The 16,620-nt window shown below is 63.4% G+C and carries 14 protein-coding genes; 11 read left to right on the top strand and 3 right to left on the bottom strand.

Going from position 1 to position 16,620, the window contains the following annotated elements; all coding sequences use genetic code 11:
• From ACGYKA_RS13250 to xylB, 11 genes are all read left to right on the top strand, one after another.
• Positions 1-915, top strand: coding sequence for an ABC transporter permease subunit (locus tag ACGYKA_RS13250; RefSeq protein WP_394412861.1), 915 nt, complete (start codon positions 1-3; stop codon positions 913-915).
• Positions 915-1,883, top strand: a complete 969-nt coding sequence (locus ACGYKA_RS13245; protein ID WP_394412858.1) for an oligopeptide/dipeptide ABC transporter ATP-binding protein — start codon at positions 915-917, stop codon at positions 1,881-1,883. The genes ACGYKA_RS13250 and ACGYKA_RS13245 overlap by 1 nt, the downstream gene beginning before the upstream one ends.
• Positions 1,880-2,884: an ABC transporter ATP-binding protein gene (locus ACGYKA_RS13240; RefSeq protein WP_394412855.1), complete on the top strand. Its 1,005-nt coding sequence runs from the start codon at positions 1,880-1,882 to the stop codon at positions 2,882-2,884. Before ACGYKA_RS13245 ends, ACGYKA_RS13240 begins: the two co-directional genes overlap by 4 nt.
• 192 nt (positions 2,885-3,076) lie before the next feature.
• Positions 3,077-4,135, top strand: coding sequence for a LacI family DNA-binding transcriptional regulator (locus tag ACGYKA_RS13235; protein ID WP_394412852.1), 1,059 nt, complete (start codon positions 3,077-3,079; stop codon positions 4,133-4,135).
• Entirely contained in the window at positions 4,132-5,427 is a 1,296-nt protein-coding gene (gene xylA / locus ACGYKA_RS13230; RefSeq protein ID WP_394412849.1) for a xylose isomerase, read from the top strand. The genes ACGYKA_RS13235 and xylA overlap by 4 nt, the downstream gene beginning before the upstream one ends.
• A gap of 22 nt (positions 5,428-5,449) precedes the next feature.
• A complete protein-coding gene (locus ACGYKA_RS13225) occupies positions 5,450-6,505 on the top strand; it encodes a sugar phosphate isomerase/epimerase (RefSeq protein ID WP_067261237.1) in 1,056 nt (351 codons plus the stop codon).
• Positions 6,505-7,641 (top strand): Gfo/Idh/MocA family protein, encoded by a 1,137-nt coding sequence (locus ACGYKA_RS13220; protein ID WP_394412846.1) that lies wholly within the window; start codon positions 6,505-6,507, stop codon positions 7,639-7,641. Before ACGYKA_RS13225 ends, ACGYKA_RS13220 begins: the two co-directional genes overlap by 1 nt.
• Positions 7,638-9,155, top strand: a complete 1,518-nt coding sequence (locus tag ACGYKA_RS13215) for a sugar ABC transporter ATP-binding protein (protein WP_394412844.1) — start codon at positions 7,638-7,640, stop codon at positions 9,153-9,155. The genes ACGYKA_RS13220 and ACGYKA_RS13215 overlap by 4 nt, the downstream gene beginning before the upstream one ends.
• An 11-nt stretch (positions 9,156-9,166) precedes the next feature.
• A complete protein-coding gene (locus tag ACGYKA_RS13210) occupies positions 9,167-10,165 on the top strand; it encodes an ABC transporter permease (RefSeq protein ID WP_067263827.1) in 999 nt (332 codons plus the stop codon).
• Between the two features lie 33 nt (positions 10,166-10,198).
• On the top strand, positions 10,199-11,146 hold the full coding sequence (locus tag ACGYKA_RS13205) for an ABC transporter substrate-binding protein (protein ID WP_394412841.1): 948 nt from the start codon (positions 10,199-10,201) through the stop codon (positions 11,144-11,146).
• Positions 11,147-11,208: 62 nt separating this feature from the next.
• Complete coding sequence (xylB, locus tag ACGYKA_RS13200; protein ID WP_394412838.1) at positions 11,209-12,654, top strand: xylulokinase; 1,446 nt, start codon at positions 11,209-11,211, stop codon at positions 12,652-12,654.
• 55 nt (positions 12,655-12,709) lie between these two features.
• Here the strand turns inward: xylB and ACGYKA_RS13195 are convergent, their stop codons facing one another.
• From ACGYKA_RS13195 to ACGYKA_RS13185, 3 genes are read right to left on the bottom strand one after another with little or no spacing between them, the layout of a single operon-like run.
• Positions 12,710-14,899: a molybdopterin cofactor-binding domain-containing protein gene (locus ACGYKA_RS13195; RefSeq protein ID WP_394412835.1), complete on the bottom strand. Its 2,190-nt coding sequence runs from the start codon at positions 14,897-14,899 to the stop codon at positions 12,710-12,712.
• On the bottom strand, positions 14,896-15,882 hold the full coding sequence (locus ACGYKA_RS13190) for an FAD binding domain-containing protein (protein ID WP_394412832.1): 987 nt from the start codon (positions 15,880-15,882) through the stop codon (positions 14,896-14,898). Before ACGYKA_RS13190 ends, ACGYKA_RS13195 begins: the two co-directional genes overlap by 4 nt.
• Complete coding sequence (locus tag ACGYKA_RS13185; RefSeq protein WP_082852032.1) at positions 15,879-16,385, bottom strand: 2Fe-2S iron-sulfur cluster-binding protein; 507 nt, start codon at positions 16,383-16,385, stop codon at positions 15,879-15,881. Before ACGYKA_RS13185 ends, ACGYKA_RS13190 begins: the two co-directional genes overlap by 4 nt.
• Positions 16,386-16,620: the final 235 nt, after the last annotated feature.

The following is a 16,620-nucleotide window of genomic DNA, read 5'->3' as shown; positions in this document are numbered from 1 at the left end:
ATGGTGATGACATCCGAACAACGGGTCGAGGCCAGCGAGCTTGCAGGCAAGGGCCGTTCGCCCTGGGCCGATGCGCGGCGGCGGTTCTTCCGCAACAAGGCGGCGCTGATGGGGCTGGTGATCCTCGGCTTCGTCGTGGCCTTCGCGCTTTTTGGCAACAGCCTCGCGCAATGGTCGAACGAGGAACTCGACTACAATGTCATGGGCCAGATCGTCGAACTGGGCGGCCCGTCGTTTGAGAGCGGCCATTACTTCGGCACCGATGATCTGGGCCGCGACCTCTTTGCCCGCACCGTGCAGGGCACCCAGATCAGCCTCGCCGTGGGCCTCGTCGGCGCGTTGATCGCCTGTGTGGTCGGCACGCTCTACGGCGCGGTCGCGGGCTATTTCGGCGGGCGGACCGACAGCATCATGATGCGGCTTGTCGATATCTTCATGGCCGTGCCTTACATGTTCGTGCTGATCCTGCTCTTGGTCATGTATGGCCGGTCGATCACCATCCTCTTCGCCGGCGTCGGCCTGATCTCCTGGATGGAGATGGCCCGCATTGTGCGCGGCCAGACCCTGACCATCAAGGGCCGCGAGTTCGTCGAGGCCGCCCGCGCCACCGGCGTTTCCGCCCCGGTCATCATCCTGCGCCATATCGTGCCCAATCTTCTGGGTGTTATCGCCGTCTATGCCACGCTGCTGGTGCCGCTGATGATCCTTACGGAAAGCTTCATCTCCTTCCTCGGCCTCGGCGTGCAGGAGCCGCTGACCTCCCTCGGGGCGCTGATCTCCGAAGGCGCGGGCACCATCGCCTATGGCACCACCTGGCAGTTGGGATTCCCGCTGCTGTTCTTCTGTCTCACGCTCTTCGGCCTGTTCTTCATCGGTGACGGGCTTCGTGACGCGCTCGACCCCAAGGATCGCTGATGTCTCTGCTGGAAATCGACAAGCTTAACGTCACCTTCGAGGGCGACGACGGCCCCGTTCACGCGGTCAACGACCTGTCGCTCTCGATCAACCGGGGCGAGACCCTCGGCATCGTCGGCGAAAGCGGCTCGGGCAAGTCGCAGACCGCCTTTTCGATCATGGGGCTGCTGGCGCCGAACGGGCGCACCGGCGGATCGATCCGCTTCGACGGACAGGAGATCCTCGGCGCCAAACCGAAAGTTCTGAACAAGATCCGGGCCGAGCGGATCGCGATGATCTTCCAAGACCCGATGACCTCGCTCAATCCCTACATGCGGATTTCCGAGCAGATGGCCGAAGTGCTGACCCTGCACCAAGGGCTGTCCAAGCGCGACGCGCTGGCGGAATCGGTGCGGATGCTGGACGCGGTGAAAATCCCGGCAGCCAAGGAGCGCATTCGCCTTTTCCCCCACGAGTTTTCGGGCGGCATGCGCCAGCGGGTGATGATCGCCATGTCGCTCTTGTGCAAGCCGGACCTCTTGATCGCAGACGAGCCGACCACCGCGCTCGATGTCACCGTGCAAGCGCAGATCATGGACCTCTTGGGCGATCTGCAAAAGGATTTCGGCATGGCCACGATCCTCATCACCCACGACCTCGGCGTCGTGGCGGGCTTCTGCGAGCGGGTGCTGGCCATGTACGGCGGCCGGGTGATGGAGCAAGGTCCGACCGAGCCGCTCTTTGCCGAGCCGACGCATCCCTACACCCGCGGCCTTCTGGCCGCCGTGCCGCGCGTCGATGGCGAGGACGCCATCATGAAGGCAATCCCCGGCAACCCGCCCAACATGGCCGCCCCGCCCGCGGGCTGCCCCTTCCGCCCGCGCTGCGATTACGCAGGTGACGATTGCCGCGTGATGCCGCCGCTCGCCCCCTTCGACGGCGCCCGCGCCCGCGCCTGCCACCGTCCCATCGCGGAGGTCACCTCATGAGCCCGCTGCTTTCCGTCCGCGACCTTCACGTCAAATTCCCGATCACCCGCGCCGGTGACATGCCCTGGACCAAACCGCGCATCCTGCATGCGGTCAACGGCGTCAGCTTCGATCTGGAGCCCGGCAAGACCCTCGGCGTCGTGGGTGAATCCGGCTGCGGCAAATCCACCCTCGCGCGCGGGTTGATCCAGATGGTCCCGTCCGAAGGTCAGGTCATGTGGCAGGGCGAGACCGACCTTTTGTCGCTCTCTCCGCGCCGGATGAAACCCTACCGGTCCGAAATCCAGATGGTGTTTCAGGACCCGCTTGCCTCGCTCAACCCGCGTATGACGCTGGGCCAGATCATCGCCGAGCCGCTGAAGACCCACCGCCCCGACGTGCCTGCCCGCGAGCGCCGCGCCCGGGTGGCGCAGATGATGGAACGCGTGGGCCTGCTGCCGCAGATGATCAACCGCTACCCGCATGAGTTCTCTGGCGGCCAGTGCCAGCGCATCGGCATCGCCCGCGCGCTGATCGTCGAGCCGAAGCTCCTGATCTGCGATGAGCCGGTCTCGGCGCTCGACGTCTCAATTCAGGCGCAGGTGATTGAACTTCTGAAAGAGTTGCAGCGCGATCTGGGGCTGGCGATGACCTTCATCGCCCATGATCTCAGCGTGGTGAAGAACATCTCGGACGAGGTCATGGTGCTCTACCTTGGCCGCGTGATGGAGAAGGCGCCGAAGGCACAGCTCTACGACGAGCCGCAGCATCCCTACACGCAGGCCCTGCTCTCGGCGGTGCCGATCCCCGATCCGATTGCCGAACGCGCGAAGCAGATCGTGCCGATGTCGGGCGACATGCCCTCGCCGATGAACCCGCCCTCGGGCTGTGTCTTCCGCGGTCGCTGCCCGCGGGCGCAGGCTGATTGCGCGCAGGTGGTGCCGCAGCCGGGCGAGTCGCTGCATCAGGTCGCCTGCATTCACCCCGGCCCACTGCAAGCCAGCGAGACCGCGGCGCAGTGAAACTTCAGTCGGTTTTTGCGTAAAATCCACAGATAATCAGTCTGTTAGGGGCGGTGAGCGTTCCACGCTGCCCCGCCCAATTCCCGAAAAATGATATACGTCTATCAAAAATGATTGACGTATATCAAAATATCCCCCTAGATAGGCCCCGAGATGCGCAGGCTGGGAGGGCCAGCGCGCGGGGGAGGGGCCATGACAAGTCCGACGTTAAGCGATGTCGCACGCGTTGCCGGGGTGAGCTATGCCACCGCGGACCGGGTGATCAACAACCGCGGCAACGTGGCGGAAAAGTCCATCGCCAAGGTGCGCGAAGCGGTCGCGGCGCTTGGCTATGTGCGCAATGTCGCGGCGGCGAACCTGTCACGCGGGCGGGTCTACCGGCTCGCTTTCCTGATCCCCCGCGGCTCCAACGCCTTTTTCAACCGCATCCGTCAACATATCGACCATACCGCTGCCCATCAGGCCACCGAACGCGTCACCGCCGAGGTGATCGAGGTCGCGGCCTTTGCGGTCGAAGGGCTGCAAGACAGCATTTCGGACCTGCTGGAGCGGGATTTCGACGGTGTCGCCATCGTCGGTTTGCAAAGCGCGGCGCTTGAGGCACCTTTGGCCGCCCTGCGGGACAAGGGGGTGGCCGTGGTGGGCCTCGTCTCCGACCTGCCGCAGGCCGCCCGCGCCGCCTATATCGGGATCGACAACATCGCCGCCGGGCGCACGGCGGGCCGCATGGTGGGGCTTGCCCATGGCGGGCAGGGCGGACGGGTGCAGACCTTTGCAGGCTCGCTGGACGCGCGCGACCACGCGGAGCGTCTGACCGGCTTTCGCGAAGTGTTGCAGGCCGATTTCCCGCAGGTCGAATTGCTTGATCCGATCATGACAAAAGACGACGCGCAGGTCCTGAACGCGCAGATGCGTCAGGCGCTCGGCCAGACGGAGCTGACCGCGTTTTACAACGTGGGCGCGGGCAACAGTGGGTTGATCGCCGCCCTGCAAGAGGTGCAAGGCAAGCGCCCCTTCTGCGTGGTGCACGAACTTGTCGCCCATTCGCGTCAGGCGCTGTTTGACGGGCATATCGATCTGGTGATCGACCAGCGTCCGGATGTCGAGATCAACCGCGCCTTCACCGTCTTGCGCGCGCTGATCGATCACAAGGAACTGCCGCCGATGCCGGACCTCGTGCCGACGATTTATGTGCGGGACAATCTGCCCGCCGACACATTGACCGATAAGATGAAGGCCCAAGATACATGAGTGATTTTTTCAAGGATATCAAACCCCTCGCCTATGATCCCGAGGGCGCCGATCTGGCCTTTCGCCACTATAACCCCGACGAAGTTGTCATGGGCAAACGGATGGAAGATCACCTGCGTTTCGCCGTGGCCTATTGGCATTCCTTCGCATGGCCGGGCGGCGATCCCTTTGGCGGGCAGACCTTCGATCGCCCGTGGTTCGGTGACACGATGGATCTGGCAAAGCTCAAGGCCGATGTGGCCTTTGAGATGTTCGATCTGCTGAACGCGCCTTTCTTCTGCTGGCACGATGCCGACATCCGCCCCGAGGGGGATACATTCGCCGAAAGTCTGCGCAATTTCGAAGAGATCATTGATTATCTCGGCGCCAAGATGGAAGGCTCCAAAACCAAGCTGCTTTGGGGCACGGCGAACCTTTTTGGTCACCGGCGCTTCATGTCGGGCGCGGCCACCAACCCCGACCCCGAGATTTTCGCTTGGTCCGCCGCCACGGTCAAAGCCTGCATGGACGCGACCCATAAGCTGGGCGGTCAGAACTACGTTCTCTGGGGCGGGCGGGAAGGTTATGAGACGCTGCTCAACACTGACTTGAAACGCGAACGCCAGCAGGCCGGGCGCTTCTTGCAGATGGCGGTGGAGTACAAACACAAGATCGGCTTCGAAGGCGCCATTCTGGTGGAGCCCAAGCCGCAGGAGCCGACCAAACATCAGTATGATTTCGACGTGGCCACGGTCTATGGTTTCCTCAAGGAGTTTGGGCTGGAGAACGAAGTTCAGATGAACATCGAACAGGGCCATGCGATCCTTGCAGGCCATTCGTTCGAACATGAGCTGGCGCTGGCCGCGTCCTTGGGGATTTTCGGCTCGATCGACATGAACCGAAACGACTATCAATCGGGCTGGGACACGGATCAATTCCCCAACAACGTGCCCGAAGTGGTGCTGGCCTATTACGAGGTGCTGAAGGCGGGCGGTTTCACCACCGGCGGCACCAATTTCGACGCCAAGCTGCGGCGGCAATCGCTTGACCCCATCGATCTGGTCGCGGCCCATGCGGGCGCGATGGATGTCTGCGCGCGGGGCTTCAAAGCCGCCGCAGCCATGCTGGAGGATGGCACGATTGAGGCCATGCGCGCCGAGCGCTACGCGGGGTGGGAGACGCCCAAGGCCAAGGCGATGCTGGAGGGGGATCTGGCCTCGATCGCCGCACAGGTCGTCCAAGACGGCATCAATCCGCAGCCCCGCTCGGGCCGGCAGGAAATTCTGGAGAACATCGTGAACCGGTTCGTTTGAGCTGGGGAAAGGGAGGAACATTATGAAGACGATCAAGGGACCGGCGCTGTTTCTGGCGCAATTCGCGGGCGATGAGGCGCCCTTCAACTCTTGGGACAGCATCACCAAATGGGCTGCCGATTGTGGCTACAAAGGCGTGCAGGTGCCCAGTTGGGACGCGCGGTTGATCGACTTGGCCAAGGCCGCGTCGAGCAAGGATTACTGCGATGAGTTCAAGGGCAAGGCGGTCGAAAACGGCGTGGAGGTGACCGAGCTTTCGACCCACCTTCAGGGCCAGTTGGTCGCCGTGCATCCGGCCTATGACACGGCCTTTGACGGCTTCGCCGTCGAAGAAGTGCGCGGCAATCCCAAGGCGCGGCAGGAATGGGCGGTCGAGCAGGTCAAACTGGCGCTTTCCGCCTCCAAGAACATGGGGATCGGCGCGCATGCGACCTTCTCGGGCGCTTTGGCTTGGCCCTATGTCTACCCTTGGCCGCAGCGCCCGGCGGGGCTGATTGAGACGGCCTTTGACGAACTCGCCGCGCGTTGGCTGCCGATCCTGAACCACGCCGAAGATTGCGGCGTCGACGTCTGCTATGAGATCCACCCCGGCGAAGACCTGCATGACGGCATCACCTATGAGATGTTTTTGGAGCGTACGGGCAATCACGCACGCGCCAACATGCTCTATGACCCCAGCCACTACGTCCTGCAATGTCTTGATTACATTGATAACATCGACATCTACAAAGACCGGATCAAGATGTTCCACGTCAAGGATGCGGAGTTCAATCCGACGGGCCGTCAGGGGGTCTATTCCGGCTATCAAAGCTGGACAGACCGCGCCGGGCGGTTCCGGTCGCTGGGCGACGGGCAGGTTGATTTCGGCGCTGTCTTTTCCAAAATGGCGGCGAATGATTTCGATGGCTGGGCCGTGGTGGAATGGGAATGCTGCCTCAAACACCCCGAAGACGGGGCGCGTGAGGGGGCGCAATTCGTCTCAGATCACATCATTCGCGTGACCGACAAAGCCTTTGACGACTTCGCCGATGGCGGCACCGATGAGGCGGCAAACCGCAAAATGCTGGGGATCGACTGATGGCACGTATTCGACTTGGCATGGTGGGCGGCGGCAATGACGCCTTTATCGGCGGGGTGCACCGCATCGCCTCGCGCATCGACGACCGGTTTGATCTGGTGGCAGGCGCGCTGTCTTCGACCCCCGAGAAATCCGCCGCCAGTGCGGAGGCTTTGGGCATCCCGCGCTCCTACGGCAGTTTCGAGGAGATGGCCGAGGCCGAAGCCGCCCGCGAGGACGGGATCGAGGCGGTCTCGATTGTCACGCCCAACCACGTCCATGCTGCTGCCGCGAAGGCGTTCTTGGCCAAGGGCATCCATGTGATCTGCGACAAGCCCCTGACCTCCACGCTGGAGGATGCGGAGGCGTTGGCGGCCAGCGTCGCGGAGGCCGAGGCACTTTTCATCCTCACCCATAATTACACCGGCTATCCGATGATCCGCCAAGCGCGGGCCATGGTGGCGGCAGGCGATCTGGGCGAGATCCGGATCGTTCAGGCGGAATACCCGCAGGACTGGCTGACCGCGCCGATGGAGAACGAAGGCGTCAAACAGGCCGAATGGCGCACCGATCCCGCACGCTCGGGCGCGGGCGGTTCGGTGGGCGATATCGGCACCCATGCCCATAACCTCGCCTGTTTTGTCAGCGGTCTGGAGGTCGAAAGCCTTGCCGCCGATCTGCAAAGCTGGGGCGCGGGGCGCAAGCTGGATGACAACGCCCATATGATGCTGCGCTTCGCCGGTGGCGCGCGCGGCATGCTGTGGTCAAGCCAAGTGGCCCCGGGCAATGAGAATGCGCTGAAACTGCGTATCTATGGCGACAAGGGCGGTTTGGAATGGTCGCAAGAGGACCCCAATTACCTGTGGTTCACGCCCTTGGGAGAGCCGAAGCGCCTGATCACCCGCAACGGGGCAGGGGCGTCTGAGGCGTCGCAATCGGTAAGCCGCATTCCCGGCGGCCACCCCGAAGGGTACCTCGAAGGGTTTGCCACGATCTATAACGAGGCCGCCGATGCGATCCGCGCGGTGCAGGGCGGGGCGAGCCGCGAAAGCGCCATGGGCGTGCTGCCGGACATCACGGCGGGCATGGCGGGGATGCGTTTCATCAATGCCTGTGTCACCTCCTCGGCCAATGATGCGGCGTGGACCAAGCTATGAGTGCCACCCCCGTTCTTGCCCTGCGCGACGTGAGCAAGAGCTTCGGCTCGATCGAAGTGCTGCACGGCGTGACCCTCGCACTAGAGCCGGGGACCGTTCATGCGCTGATCGGTGAGAACGGGGCGGGCAAATCGACGACGATGAAGATCATGGCGGGCTATCAACTGCCCTCGAAAGGTGCTGTCGAACTTGACGGTGCGGCGATCCGTTTCGACAGTCTGCACGAGGGCGAGATGGCCGGGATCGTGATGATCCACCAAGAGTTCAACTTGGCCGAACAGCTCACCGTTGAGCAGAACATCTTTCTGGGCCGCGAGTTGAAACGCGGGCCGCTGCTCGACAAGGCCGAGATGCGGCGGCGCACGCGGGACTATCTTGATCGGGTGGCCTGCAACGTCTCTCCGGATGCGCTGGTCTCGCGCCTGTCGAATTCCGACAAACAGATGGTCGAGATCGCCAAGGCCCTGTCGCGCGATGCGCGGGTGCTGATCATGGACGAGCCGACGGCGGTGCTTACCAAACGCGAGACCGATGTGCTGTTCAAACAGGTCGCGGCCCTGCGCGCGGCGGGGACGGCGGTCTTGTTCACCTCGCATAAGCTGGACGAAGTGGCCGAGATCTCGGACCATGTCACCATCATGCGCGATGGCGCGGTGGTGCAATCCAGCCCGACCTCTGAGATCACCGAAGACGAAATGGCCACCGCCATGGTGGGCCGCGATGTGTCTGACCTCTACCCCGCCAAACCCGGTGTGGAGCGGGGCGCGCCAGAGGTGCTTTCGGTCGAAAACCTCAGCGTGCCAGGCTTTGCCAGCAATGTGTCTTTTTCACTGCGACAGGGGGAGATCCTCGGGCTGGGTGGGCTTATCGGCTCTGGCCGGACCGAGGTGATGGAGGGCCTGGCCGCGCTGCGCCCGGCAAGCGCCGAGCGTGTCACCCTTTTTGGGGAGCCGGTGCAGTTCAAGCGGCCAAGCGACGCGCAACAGGCCGGGCTGTGCTATCTGACCGAAGACCGCAAGCTGCGCGGTCTGCTGCTGGAACGCGGCATGCGTGAGAACCTGACCCTGCAAAACCTGCATAAATTCGGCGGCTTCCTGATCGACCGCAACGCAGAGGAAACCGCCCTGACAGAGGCCATTGGCGAGTTCGACATTCGCGCGGGCAGCCGTGATGTGCGGGTCGGCAATATGTCGGGCGGCAACCAGCAGAAACTGCTGCTGGCCAAGATCATGCTCTCCGAGCCGCGCATCCTGATCGTCGATGAACCCACCCGCGGCATCGACATCGGTACCAAGCAGCAAATCTATGCCTTCCTGCGCAAATTGGCCGATCAGGGCCACGCCATTATCGTGATCACCTCCGAGATGCCCGAACTCATCGGCCTTGCCGACCGCGTGATGGTTATGCGTTTGGGCGAGGTCAGCGGCACGCTGAACGCGGGCGAGATCACGGAAGACGCGATTGTCCGCCTCTCCATGGGGCTGAGCGCCGAACAAATGCCGATGACGGCCTAAGGAAACCGAAGATGACAGATGTAACCACACCTCAAACCAAAAGCTTCCGGATGCCGTCGATGTCTGTCCTCGGGCCGATCATCGCGCTGATCGTTTTGCTGTTGATCGGCACGGCACTGAATTCCAACTTCCTGAGTGCGGCGAATATCACCAACGTCCTTGCCCGCTCGGCCTTTATCGGGATCATCGCGGTGGGCATGACCTTTGTCATCACCGCGGGCGGGCTTGACCTGTCGGTGGGGTCGATGGCGGCCTTTATCGCGGGGTTGATGATCTTGGTGATGAACGCCGCTTTACCGAGCCTCGGCGTCGGCGTGCCGATCATCCTCTTGGGCATGTTCACGGCCATCGTCGCGGGGCTGCTGGCGGGGCTGTTGAACGGCTTTTTGATCACCGCCCTCGGCATCGAAGCCTTCATCGTCACGCTCGGCTCCATGGGCATTTACCGCTCGCTGGTGACCTGGCTGGCGGATGGCGGCACCCTGTCGCTCGATTTCGGTCTGCGCAGCTTTTACCGGCCCGTCTATTTCGACGGCATCCTCGGGATCAGCTGGCCAATCATCGTTTTCGCGCTGGTGGTCATTATCGGTGAGATCATCATGTCGCGCAGCGTCTATGGCCGCCACTGCGCCGCCACCGGGTCGAACGAACATGTGGCGCATTATTCCAACGTGAACGTCAATCGCACGCGGCTGATCTCCTACGCCGCCTTGGGCATCTTGGTGGGCATCGCGACGATCATGTATGTCCCCCGCCTCGGCTCGGCCTCGGCCTCCACCGGGGTGCTGTGGGAGTTGGAGGCGATTGCCGCCGTTATCATCGGCGGCACTGTGCTCAAGGGTGGTTTCGGTCGGGTCTGGGGCACCGTCATCGGCGTGCTGATCCTCAGCCTGATCGGCAATATCCTGAACCTCACCGATTTCGTGTCGCCCTATCTGAACGGTGCGATCCAAGGGATTATCATCATTCTCGCTGTGATCCTACAGCGCGAAAGGAAGACGGCGCTTTAAGCCGTAGTTGAACGCTTCATGGGAGGAGCAAATATGACATTTACCAAAACATTCATTGCCACCGCGCTGGCCACGGCTGTTGGCACCGCCGCCTTTGCCCAAGAGACCAAAGTCATCGGCGTGTCGATCCCGGCGGCGACCCACGGCTGGGCGGGGGGCATGAACTTTCACGCCAAAGAAACCGTCGAACGTCTGGAAGAGGTCTATTCCGATCTCGACTTCGTCCTCGCCACCGCGTCGGACCCCGGCAAACAGGTGAACGACATCGAAGACATGGTCGCCACGCGCAACATCGACGCGCTGGTGGTGCTGCCCTTTGAATCCGACCCGCTGACCCCGCCGGTGCAAGCCGTTGCCGACAGCGGTGCATGGGTCACCGTGGTGGACCGTGGCCTTTCCGTGGAAGGCATCCAAGACCTTTACGTTGCGGGCGACAACAGCGGCTTTGGCAAGGTGTCGGGTGAGTTCATGGCCCAGCAAATGCCCGATGGCGGCGACATCGTCGTGCTGCGCGGCATCCCCACCACCATCGACAACGAGCGTGTCGAGGGTTTCAACGCGGCGATCGAAGGCTCCGGCATCAATGTGCTCGACATGGAGCATGGCAACTGGAACCGCGACGACAGCTTTACCGTGATGCAGGATTTCCTGTCGAAATACCCCAATATCGACGCGGTCTGGGCCTCGGACGACGATATGGCGATTGGCGTGCTGGCCGCGATCGAAGCGGCAGGGCGTGACGACGTGAAATTCGTGCTCGGCGGCGCCGGCATGAAAGAGATGATCAAGCGCACCGCCGATGGCGATGAGATGATCCCGGCCAATGTGACCTACCCGCCGTCGATGATCGCCACCGCGATTGAACTGACCGCCGTGGGCCTCACCTCCAACGCGCCGGTCTCGGGCACTTTCGTGATCGGCTCGGTGCTGGTGACGCAAGAGAACGCGATGGATTTCTACTATCCCGACAGCCCGTTCTAATGGCCAAGGCCACCGGCAGCCTGCCGGTGGCTCCCTCTTATTTGTGAAGTAACGAGTACCGCATGACCTATCTCGGCTTGGACCTTGGCACCTCTGGCGTCAAAGCGCTTTTGATCGACGAAGGCCAACGGCCCTTGGCCGAGGGTCATGCCCCCTTGGAGGTTCAGCGCCCGCACCCGATGTGGAGCGAGCAAGACCCCCATTCATGGATCACCGCCTGCGAGATTGCCATCGCCGAGGTCCGCGCCGCGGCCCCGGAGGCATTCGCGGCCCTGCGCGGCATTGCCGTCTCGGGCCAGATGCACGGCGCCACGCTGCTGGATGTCAATGACCAGCCCCTGCGCCTGGCGATCCTGTGGAACGATGGCCGCGCCCATGCCGAATGCGCGGAACTTGAAGAGCGCGCCGATTTTCGCGGGCTGGGTGGCAATATCGTCATGGCGGGCTTCACTGCGCCCAAGCTGCGGTGGGTGCAAAAGCATGAGCCTGAGATTTTCGCGCAGGTCCGCAAGGTCCTGCTGCCCAAGGACTATGTCGGTCTTTGGCTGACGGGGGAGCATGTGTCGGAAATGTCCGACGCGGCGGGGACACTCTGGCTCGACGTGGAAAAACGCGTTTGGTCGGATGAACTGCTCGCCGCAACGGAGCTTAGCCGCGATCACATGCCGCGACTGGTCGAAGGCAGCGCGCGGGCGGGCGGGCTTCGGGCTGAGCTTGCCGCGGAGTGGGGTGTCGGCAACGTCAGCGTCGCGGGCGGCGCGGGGGACAATGCCGCCACCGCCGTGGGGCTGGGGCTGGTGCAGCCGGGTCAGGGGTTTCTGTCGCTCGGCACCTCTGGCGTGCTATTCACCGTGACCGACCGTTTCGCCAGCAACACCGAAAGCGCGGTGCATAGTTTCTGCCACGCGGTGCCGAAGACCTGGCACCAGATGGGGGTCATCCTATCGGCCACCGACGCTTTGGCATGGCTCGGGCAGATCACGGGGCAGAGCCCCGCAGCGCTGGCGGGCATGGTTCAAGGCCTGCAACAGCCCTCCGCGATCACCTTCCTGCCTTACCTCTCGGGCGAGAGGACGCCGCATAACGCCCCCGATGCCGCCGGGGCCTTTCACGGGCTGCGCCGCGCGCATGGGTTGCCGGATATGGTGCAGGCGGTGATGGAGGGGGTAGGCTTCGCCTTTGCCGACTGCTGTCGCGCCCTCGATCACTGTGGTTCTTTGCCCGAACGGGTCTGCGTGGCGGGCGGCGGCAGCCAGTCGGAGACATGGTTGCAGATGATCGCCAACATCACCGGGCTGACCCTCGATGTGCCAGAAAGCGGTGCGCAGGGCGCAGCGCTCGGTGCGGCGCGGCTGGCGATGCTGGGCTGTGGCGGGGCGGCGGAGGCCGAGGTGATCCGCCCCCCGAAGATACGCAAAAGCATCGCGCCCAACCCCGCGCTCACCTCAGCCTATGCGGAACGCTATGCCGACTTCCGTGCGGCTTGGGAACAGCGGCTGGCGCAGTAGGTATCAAGCGTAAAGCAGGCAAAAAGTGGGGCGGCCGTCACGCCGCCCCCTCTCATCACATCCCGGCAATCACCTTGTCCAAGGTGGCGGGATAGTCGCGCACCCGGACGCCGGTGGCATTGTAGATGGCATTAACGATCGCTGCCGCCGCGCCACAGATGCCCAATTCGCCGATCCCTTTGGCCTGTAGCGGGTTGGCCCAATCGTCCCGCTCTTCCAGCAGATCGACGGTCAGCTGCGGCACATCCGCGTTCACCGGGATGTGGTATTCCGCGAGGTTGTGGTTGGCCACATGGCCGTCACGTGGGTCAAAGGCCAGCTCCTCGGTCAGTGCGATGCCGATGCCAAAGGTCATGCCCCCCAGACATTGTGACCGTGCCGTCTTGGCGTTCAGGATCCGCCCGGCAGCAAAGGTGCCATGCATCCGCCGCACCCGCGTCTCGCCCGACGCGGCATGCACCGCGACCTCGGCGAAATAGGCCCCGAATGTGGCCTGCCGCACCGCCTCAGAAGTATCGCCGGGCTGGACGTGACCCACTTTGGCAATCTCATCACCGTTCAGGATATCACTCAAGCTGCGGGTCTGGTTATCAAAGGTCGCCATGCCGTCTTTTAGCGTGAGGTCGTCTTCCTCCACTTCAAGCCGCGCGGCGAGCTGTTTGCGGATCGCCTCGGAGGCCAGATAGACCGAGGTGCCGCTCGACGAGGCGCCCCATGACCCGCCGGAACCAGATGCCGGGGGCAGGGTGGTATCGCCCAAGACCACATCGACCGCATCGCGGGGCAGACCCATCATATCGCCTGCGATTTGGCCCAAGATCGCATAGGTGCCGGTGCCGATATCGGTCATATCCGTTTCGACCCGCAGGCGGCCATCGGGCATCAGCGTCACGCGGGCTTGGCTCTCCATCAACACGTTGACGCGCGCGGCGGAGGCCATGCCATAGCCGATCAGCCATTCACCCTCGCGCCGTTCCTTGACGCCGGGGCGGTCGGCCCAGCCAAATGTCTCGGCCCCGCTGTCGAGGGCCTCTCGGAAACGGCGAGAGGAGAATTCCTTGCCGCTTTCGGGGTCCTTCTCGGGGATGTTGCGGCGGCGAAGCTCGACAGGGTCCATGCCGATCTTATCGGCCAGTTCATCCATCGCGCCTTCGAAAACGGTGACGCCCACCGCCTCGCCCGGCGCGCGGACGGAGCCTGCGCAAAGCCGGTGCACCCGCGCCAAATCCATCGACATCTTGCGGTTCGCCCCAGCATAGAGGAAATGCGACGCCTGCAAGACCGGCTCGGCAAAGCTCTCTCCGGGCAGGTTGGACACCCGCGCGTCATGGCCCAGCCCGGTCAGCCGACCTTCGGCGTCGGCGGCAAGGCGCACCCGCTGCGTGGTCTCGGACCGGCGCATCGTCGCCTCATAGACCTGCTGGCGGTGCAGCGCGACAGAGACCGGGCGGCCCACCTCTTTCGCGGCAATCGCCGCCGCGACCGCCTCGGGCGCGATGCCGAGTTTTGACCCGAAGCCGCCGCCGACATAGGGCGACAGGATGCGCAGCCGGTCAGGGTGGATGCCCAAGGCATCGGACAGCTCATTGCGGTTGTATTTCAGCATCTGATAGCTGCCGCGCAGGGTCAGGTTTTCCCCGTCCCATGAGGCGATGGAGGCATGCGGCTCCATCGGCGTGCTGGAATGCGACGGGGTGGTATAGGTTACATCGACTGAGAAAGCGGCCTGCGCCATAGCACGCTCCAGATCGCCCTGATCCAGCGTCTTCGCCTCCTGCGGCTCGACCGCCGCCGTGGCGGGATCGACCGGCATGACCTCGCCGTTTTCCAATTCCACCTTCAGCGATTGCGCCGCATGGCGGGCCTGTTCGAATTCCTCGGCGACGACCACTGCGATCAACTGGCCGAGATAGGCGGCCTGTTCCGGCCCCTGTATGGGTGCTTGGTTCGCGGTGCCTTGCGCGGGGTTGCGCAGCAGGCGCGGGTCTTGGATCACGGCCAATACCCCCGGCATTTGCGCCACCGCGTCGCGGTTGGCCAAGACCACCCGGCCACTGTTGCCCGGCGCGCGGACCATGACGCCATGCACCATGCCCTCGACCTGCCATTCATTGGCATAGGTCGCCGTGCCGCTCACCTTCAGCGGCCCCTCGGGGCGGTCCAGCGGCGCGCCGACAAGCCCCTGCGCCATATCGTCCAGCCTGCGGGCGGTGGCAGGCGCGTCCATCTTGAATTGCTCGGTCATTGCTGGGCCTCCGCGGTAAGTTCGTTTAGCACCGACACCAACGTGCGGCGGGCGAGGGGGATTTTGAAATCATTCGCGCCATAGCCTTTGGCCTCGGCCAGCAGCAGATCGGCGGCTTTGTTGAAAAGGTCTTCCGAAGGCACGTTGCCGGTCAGCAGATCCTCCACCTCGGCATTGCGCCAAGGTTTCGGCGCCAGCCCGCCAAAGGCCAGATCGGCGCGGGTGATCCGTCCGTCTTCCATCTCGATGATCCCGGCGACCGAGACGAGGGCAAAGGCATAAGAAGCCCGGTCCCGCACCTTGCGATAGGTCTGGTTGCCCGTTACCGGCGCAGGCAGCACCACGGCGGTGATCAATTCGCCCGGCTCAAGAACGGTTTCTTGGTCTGGCCGCTCTCCGGGCAGCAGGTAAAGTTCATCCAGCGTCAGCCGACGTGTGCTGCCGTCTTCTTTCAGCGTCTCCACCTCGGCCCCGAGCGCCCGCATGGCCACGGCCATGTCGCTGGGATGGGTGGCGATGCAATGCTCCGAGGTGCCCAAGACGGCGAGGATGCGGTTGAACCCCTCCTTCGCCGAACAGCCCGTGCCCGGCTCGCGTTTGTTGCAGGGCATGGCGCGGTCGTAGAAATACAGGCAACGCGTGCGTTGCAGCAGATTGCCGCCCGTCGTCGCCTTGTTGCGCAACTGCCCACTGGCCCCGGCCAGCAACGCGCGGCTTAGCACCGGCCAACCCTTGCGCAGGCGGGCGTCATTGGCCAGATCGCTGTTGGTCACCAAGGCCCCGATGCGCAGCCCGCCGTCTTCGGTCTCTTCGATCTCGCCAAGGTCGAGCCGGTTGATGTCGATCAGCGCCTCGGGGGTCATGACCTCCAGCTTCATCAGGTCCAGAAGGTTGGTGCCCCCGGCGATGAAGGTGCCACCGCTGGCTGCTTGCCGCGCGGCGGCTTCGGTATTTTCGGCGCGGGTATAGTCGAATGGTCTCATGCGCTTTCTCCCGCCGCTTTTCGGATCGCCTCGACGATGTTGGGATAGGCCGAACACCGGCAGAGATTACCGCTCATCCGTTCCGAGATCTCTTCCGTCGTCAGCGCGGGCTTGCCGCTCAGATCATCGGTCACATGGCTGGGCCAGCCCTCTGCGATCTCTTCCAGCATCGCGGTGGCCGAGCAGATTTGCCCTGGCGTGCAATAGCCGCATTGGAACCCGTCTTCGCTGACAAAAGCTTCTTGCAGCGGGCTGAGGTTGCCGGGCGCTCCGATGCCTTCGATGGTGGTCACCTCATCGCCGTCATGCATACAGGCCAATGTCAGACAGGCGTTGATCCGGCGGCCATTCACCATGACCGTGCAGGCGCCGCATTGCCCGTGATCGCAGCCCTTCTTGCTGCCGGTCAGTCCAAGATGGTGGCGCAGCGCATCCAGCAGCGTCGTGCGGGGATCGAGATCCAGCCGCTGCTTCGTGCCATTGATGGTCAGATTCGTTTCCACGGCAATTTCCTTTGGCTAAATTGGGGCGGAGGAGCGGACCCCTCCGGCTATCGGCTGCCTCGGGACGTAGGGCGGCGCGGATGAGCGGCAAGCGGGTGTGGCTGGTGGAACTCGGGCAGCGTACTTTAGTTACATAACCATGATTACGGGGCTTTAAGCTGTAGCCGCAAAGCAGTAATGTCACCCATCGGCAAAGCAGAAGTGTCACTCTCCTTGCATACGGTAGCGAGGATTA

It is taken from the genome of Sulfitobacter sp. 1A15106, assembly GCF_043556995.1.
GTDB classification, from domain to species: domain Bacteria; phylum Pseudomonadota; class Alphaproteobacteria; order Rhodobacterales; family Rhodobacteraceae; genus Sulfitobacter; species Sulfitobacter faviae.
This window is presented reverse-complemented; position numbering and strand designations above follow the sequence as displayed.

Excerpts from the sequence above, each read along its gene's own strand:
- ACGYKA_RS13220 (WP_394412846.1), top strand. The coding sequence starts at position 6,505 with ATGGCACGTATTCGACTTGGCATGGTGGGCGGCGGCAATGACGCCTTT.
- ACGYKA_RS13250 (WP_394412861.1), top strand. The coding sequence starts at position 1 with ATGGTGATGACATCCGAACAACGGGTCGAGGCCAGCGAGCTTGCAGGC.
- xylA (WP_394412849.1), top strand. The coding sequence starts at position 4,132 with ATGAGTGATTTTTTCAAGGATATCAAACCCCTCGCCTATGATCCCGAG.
- ACGYKA_RS13205 (WP_394412841.1), top strand. The coding sequence starts at position 10,199 with ATGACATTTACCAAAACATTCATTGCCACCGCGCTGGCCACGGCTGTT.
- ACGYKA_RS13215 (WP_394412844.1), top strand. The coding sequence starts at position 7,638 with ATGAGTGCCACCCCCGTTCTTGCCCTGCGCGACGTGAGCAAGAGCTTC.
- ACGYKA_RS13240 (WP_394412855.1), top strand. The coding sequence starts at position 1,880 with ATGAGCCCGCTGCTTTCCGTCCGCGACCTTCACGTCAAATTCCCGATC.
- ACGYKA_RS13235 (WP_394412852.1), top strand. The coding sequence starts at position 3,077 with ATGACAAGTCCGACGTTAAGCGATGTCGCACGCGTTGCCGGGGTGAGC.
- ACGYKA_RS13245 (WP_394412858.1), top strand. The coding sequence starts at position 915 with ATGTCTCTGCTGGAAATCGACAAGCTTAACGTCACCTTCGAGGGCGAC.
- ACGYKA_RS13225 (WP_067261237.1), top strand. The coding sequence starts at position 5,450 with ATGAAGACGATCAAGGGACCGGCGCTGTTTCTGGCGCAATTCGCGGGC.
- xylB (WP_394412838.1), top strand. The coding sequence starts at position 11,209 with ATGACCTATCTCGGCTTGGACCTTGGCACCTCTGGCGTCAAAGCGCTT.
- ACGYKA_RS13210 (WP_067263827.1), top strand. The coding sequence starts at position 9,167 with ATGACAGATGTAACCACACCTCAAACCAAAAGCTTCCGGATGCCGTCG.
- ACGYKA_RS13195 (WP_394412835.1), bottom strand. The coding sequence starts at position 14,899 with ATGACCGAGCAATTCAAGATGGACGCGCCTGCCACCGCCCGCAGGCTG.
- ACGYKA_RS13190 (WP_394412832.1), bottom strand. The coding sequence starts at position 15,882 with ATGAGACCATTCGACTATACCCGCGCCGAAAATACCGAAGCCGCCGCG.